Here is a 3,212-nt window from a genome sequence, read left to right on the forward strand (position 1 = left end):
GACTTCACGCTAACCAACTGCATTTCCTGCTCACTAAAGGCCATGGTGCCAAAGCGAGTTTGTTGTGACACCGTCAGCCCCAGTGCCTTGGCCTGCTCAAGCAACGGCGGCTCCAGCGGATTGGCCGAGCGAAAGACCAGATCAGCGGCAATCATAGTTCGCCCCTGATCAACCATAATCTTCTCAACCCGTACCACCAGCGCCGACAGCGCAAAGACACAGGCAATAATTAAAGTTAATGCCACCGCAACCGGCCACAGTTGTCCATGCCACAGCTCACGCCAACTCCATTTCAGCAACAAGGGTTGTTTGCGTGGCCTCGCCACCTGGTTCGCCTCACTCAGTTCACTCATGCAGCCTCCACACTTCCGCCCTGGATCCGTAAGGTACGATCACAGCGTTGCGCCAGTTGCGGATCATGGGTCACCAGTACCAGAGTGGTGCCGTGATCACGGTTGAGGGCAAAGAGCAAGTCAATCACCGTAGCGGCTGTATGCTGGTCGAGGTTGCCGGTCGGCTCATCGGCGAACAAGACCTGAGGACGGGTCATAAACGCCCTTGCCAGTGCAACCCGCTGCTGCTCACCACCGGAAAGCTGCGAGGGCAAATGGCTTTCCCGCCCTTCAAGCCCTACCTGAGACAGCAATTCTGCCGCACGAAGCTCATCTCCGTCCTGCCCTTTTATGATCGCCGGCAGCATCACATTCTCCAGCGCGCTGAGCGACGGAATAAGTAAAAAGCTCTGAAATACAAAACCTATCGAATCACTACGCAGTGCAGCTCTGGCTTCGTCGTCAAGTCGGGACAAAGGCCTGCCGAGTAATTCGATATCCCCCGCCGTCGGCACATCCAGTCCCGCCAGTAACGTCATCAGGGTGGACTTGCCGGCACCGGAGACGCCAACTAACGCAATTGCCTCTCCTTGCTCGACCTCAAGGGAAACATCCTGCAAAATGGTGAGCGACGATGATGCCGTCGTCACCTGTTTGGATACAGATACAGCCTTAATCACGGAAGTTGACATGATGCGATTCCTTTCAGTTTTATTGTTCGTTGTTTTCTCGCTAAACGCCTACAGCAACACTTTGCTGGTAGTCGGTGACAGTCTAAGTGCCGGGTACCAAATGCGTGCTGAACAGAGCTGGCCGGTTCTGATGGAGCCGGTACTGGCGCAACAGGGGCACTCGATAACCGTCGTTAACGCCAGCATTTCTGGCGATACCACGGGCAATGGCCTGGCGCGGCTACCTAAATTGTTACAACAACATAACCCAGATTACGTCATTATCGAGCTCGGTGCGAATGATGGCCTGCGCGGTTTCTCTCCCTCTACTATACGCAATAACCTCGGCCAAATGATCACCCAGATCCATGACGGCGGGGCAACAGCCCTGCTAATGCAAATCCATGTACCACCCAACTACGGTAAACGCTACAGTGAGATCTTCAGTAATATATACCCCCAGTTGAGCAAACAATACAATGCACCGTTGCTGCCTTTTTTCCTTGAGAAAATCATTCTCAAACAAGAATGGATGATGGATGACGGCCTGCACCCCAAGCCGGATGCCCAACCATGGATAGCCGAATTTATGGCATCGGAGCTCACGCCCTATCTTCATTAAAAAGTTTGAAATTGATTTGCTGTCCAATTTTATTGACTAAGCTTCTTACTGTTTACTAACAAGAAAGTAAGTGAGTGAGTATGTTGAAGGGAAATAGCTTAATTTTTGCAGCAATTGCTGTTGCTTTTGGCATCAGTGGTTGCCAAAGTGCCGATCCTGGTACCTACGGGCTATATAAAAACTACCGTGTGCAATCGGATAATAAAGCCTACGCCATTGGCACCAATAAAATCGCCGGTGCCGCCTGGGGAGCCAGAGATATTCAGGAAGCGCAGAAGCTTGCCATCGAGACTTGTGTCAAGCTGGGCGGAAAAAATTGTAATGTTGTGGATATCAACGGCTCATCGGTTGCTAACTAACGCCGTTCAGCGCCCGGGTAACGAATAGCTACACAATGATCACACGCTCAAATCCAGAATGAACAGCCAGGTATCAGCCCCTGGCTGTTCTTTTTTTGGCTATAACTCTTTATTCTCAATATACCTTTCGGGACACGCGCTAAAGGAACAAGAATGAAAGAGACCATCCTGATCACCGGTTGCAGCAGCGGCATAGGCCGGTTCTGTGCAGAACAACTTCATAAGGCCGGCTATAACGTTGTTGCCAGTTGCAGGAGCCAGGAAGATGTTGCGGCCCTTAAGCAGCAAGGGCTGAACTGTATCCAACTTGATCTCGACGATACCGATTCAATCCAGCAGGCTATTGAGGCTTGCCTGGCTTTAACCGGAGGCCGTCTCGATGTGTTATTCAACAATGCCGCCTACGGTCAGCCCGGAGCCCTCGAAGATCTGCCAACCCAGGCCTTGCGACAACAGTTCGAGACCAACGTGTTCGGCTGGCACGAGCTTACCCGAGCCGTTATTCCCGTAATGCTCAAACAGGGCAGCGGAAAAATCGTTCAGAATAGCTCGGTTCTCGGGCTGGTCGCAATGAAATACCGCGGGGCCTACAATGCCAGCAAGTTCGCCCTCGAAGGATATACCGATACCCTGCGACTCGAATTACAGGATACGCCGCTTCACGTCAGCCTTATCGAGCCAGGGCCTATCGAGAGCCATTTCAGGGAAAATGCCAAACTCAAGTTCGAGCAACATATTGATATGGCAGCCTCTCGCCACCATGCCAGCTACAAGCAAACTCTAGACAGGTTGGGCAAGTCCTCGCCATCAAGCAAATTCACCTTGGCGCCTGACGCAGTATTGAAACCATTGCAGGCAATCATTGACAGCGAACGCCCCAAACCCCGTTATTATGTTACCCAGCCAACCCATATTTTTGGCTTCCTGCGCCGAATCCTGCCTGTCAGCTGGCTTGATCAGTTGCTAAGCAAGAGTAATTAAAGAAGAAATACCGGCAACGTTAGTAAAACAGCTTCGATATGTCGGTATTTGCTCCTTTCCTGCTTTGAAATATGAAATAAAGCACACCTGTTACTGATCAAAAAAGCCACGATTCAGCCACCTCAAATAGCAAAAACATTGCTTAGCGCCCTAAATTGAAGAAATTAGCCAAAAAAGACAACTAACGTAATATTTGTGTCATATTAAATCGTTATCTTAGTCGGGTAAGCTAAAAGTAGGCTCTATC

Annotated in this window: 4 protein-coding genes and 1 pseudogene; 3 read left to right on the plus strand and 2 right to left on the minus strand. The window is 50.6% G+C overall.

The annotated features are described in order from the left end of the window. Both MHN01_RS21830 and MHN01_RS21835 read right to left on the minus strand, forming a co-directional pair. Nucleotides 1-353: pseudogene (locus MHN01_RS21830) on the minus strand (ABC transporter permease); the annotation flags it as partial. Continuing rightward, nucleotides 350-1,024, minus strand: coding sequence for an ABC transporter ATP-binding protein (locus MHN01_RS21835; protein ID WP_239413409.1), 675 nt, complete (start codon nt 1,022-1,024; stop codon nt 350-352). The pseudogene MHN01_RS21830 and the gene MHN01_RS21835, both read right to left, overlap by 4 nt. On the opposite strand from MHN01_RS21835, the gene tesA reads away from it, so the two are divergent. The 3 genes from tesA to MHN01_RS21850 all read left to right on the plus strand — a co-directional run bounded on the left by tesA (nt 1,023) and on the right by MHN01_RS21850 (nt 2,965). Next, on the plus strand, nt 1,023-1,625 hold the full coding sequence (gene tesA / locus MHN01_RS21840; protein ID WP_239413411.1) for a multifunctional acyl-CoA thioesterase I/protease I/lysophospholipase L1: 603 nt from the start codon (nt 1,023-1,025) through the stop codon (nt 1,623-1,625). The two genes, MHN01_RS21835 and tesA, sit on opposite strands and share 2 nt — an antisense overlap. A gap of 80 nt (nt 1,626-1,705) precedes the next feature. Further along, the gene (locus MHN01_RS21845; RefSeq protein ID WP_239413412.1) at nt 1,706-1,984 is read left to right on the plus strand and encodes a DUF4189 domain-containing protein; all 279 of its coding nucleotides are present in this window, start codon (nt 1,706-1,708) and stop codon (nt 1,982-1,984) included. 153 nt (nt 1,985-2,137) lie between these two features. Further along, nucleotides 2,138-2,965: an SDR family oxidoreductase gene (locus MHN01_RS21850; RefSeq protein ID WP_239413414.1), complete on the plus strand. Its 828-nt coding sequence runs from the start codon at nt 2,138-2,140 to the stop codon at nt 2,963-2,965. Nucleotides 2,966-3,212: the final 247 nt, after the last annotated feature.

This window comes from Photobacterium sp. OFAV2-7, assembly GCF_022347985.1.
Lineage (GTDB): Bacteria > Pseudomonadota > Gammaproteobacteria > Enterobacterales > Vibrionaceae > Photobacterium.

What these genes read in the sequence shown, in the direction of transcription:
- MHN01_RS21845 (WP_239413412.1), top strand. Translation starts at nt 1,706, where the DNA reads ATGTTGAAGGGAAATAGCTTAATTTTTGCAGCAATTGCTGTTGCTTTT.
- MHN01_RS21835 (WP_239413409.1), bottom strand. Translation starts at nt 1,024, where the DNA reads ATGTCAACTTCCGTGATTAAGGCTGTATCTGTATCCAAACAGGTGACG.
- tesA (WP_239413411.1), top strand. Translation starts at nt 1,023, where the DNA reads ATGATGCGATTCCTTTCAGTTTTATTGTTCGTTGTTTTCTCGCTAAAC.
- MHN01_RS21850 (WP_239413414.1), top strand. Translation starts at nt 2,138, where the DNA reads ATGAAAGAGACCATCCTGATCACCGGTTGCAGCAGCGGCATAGGCCGG.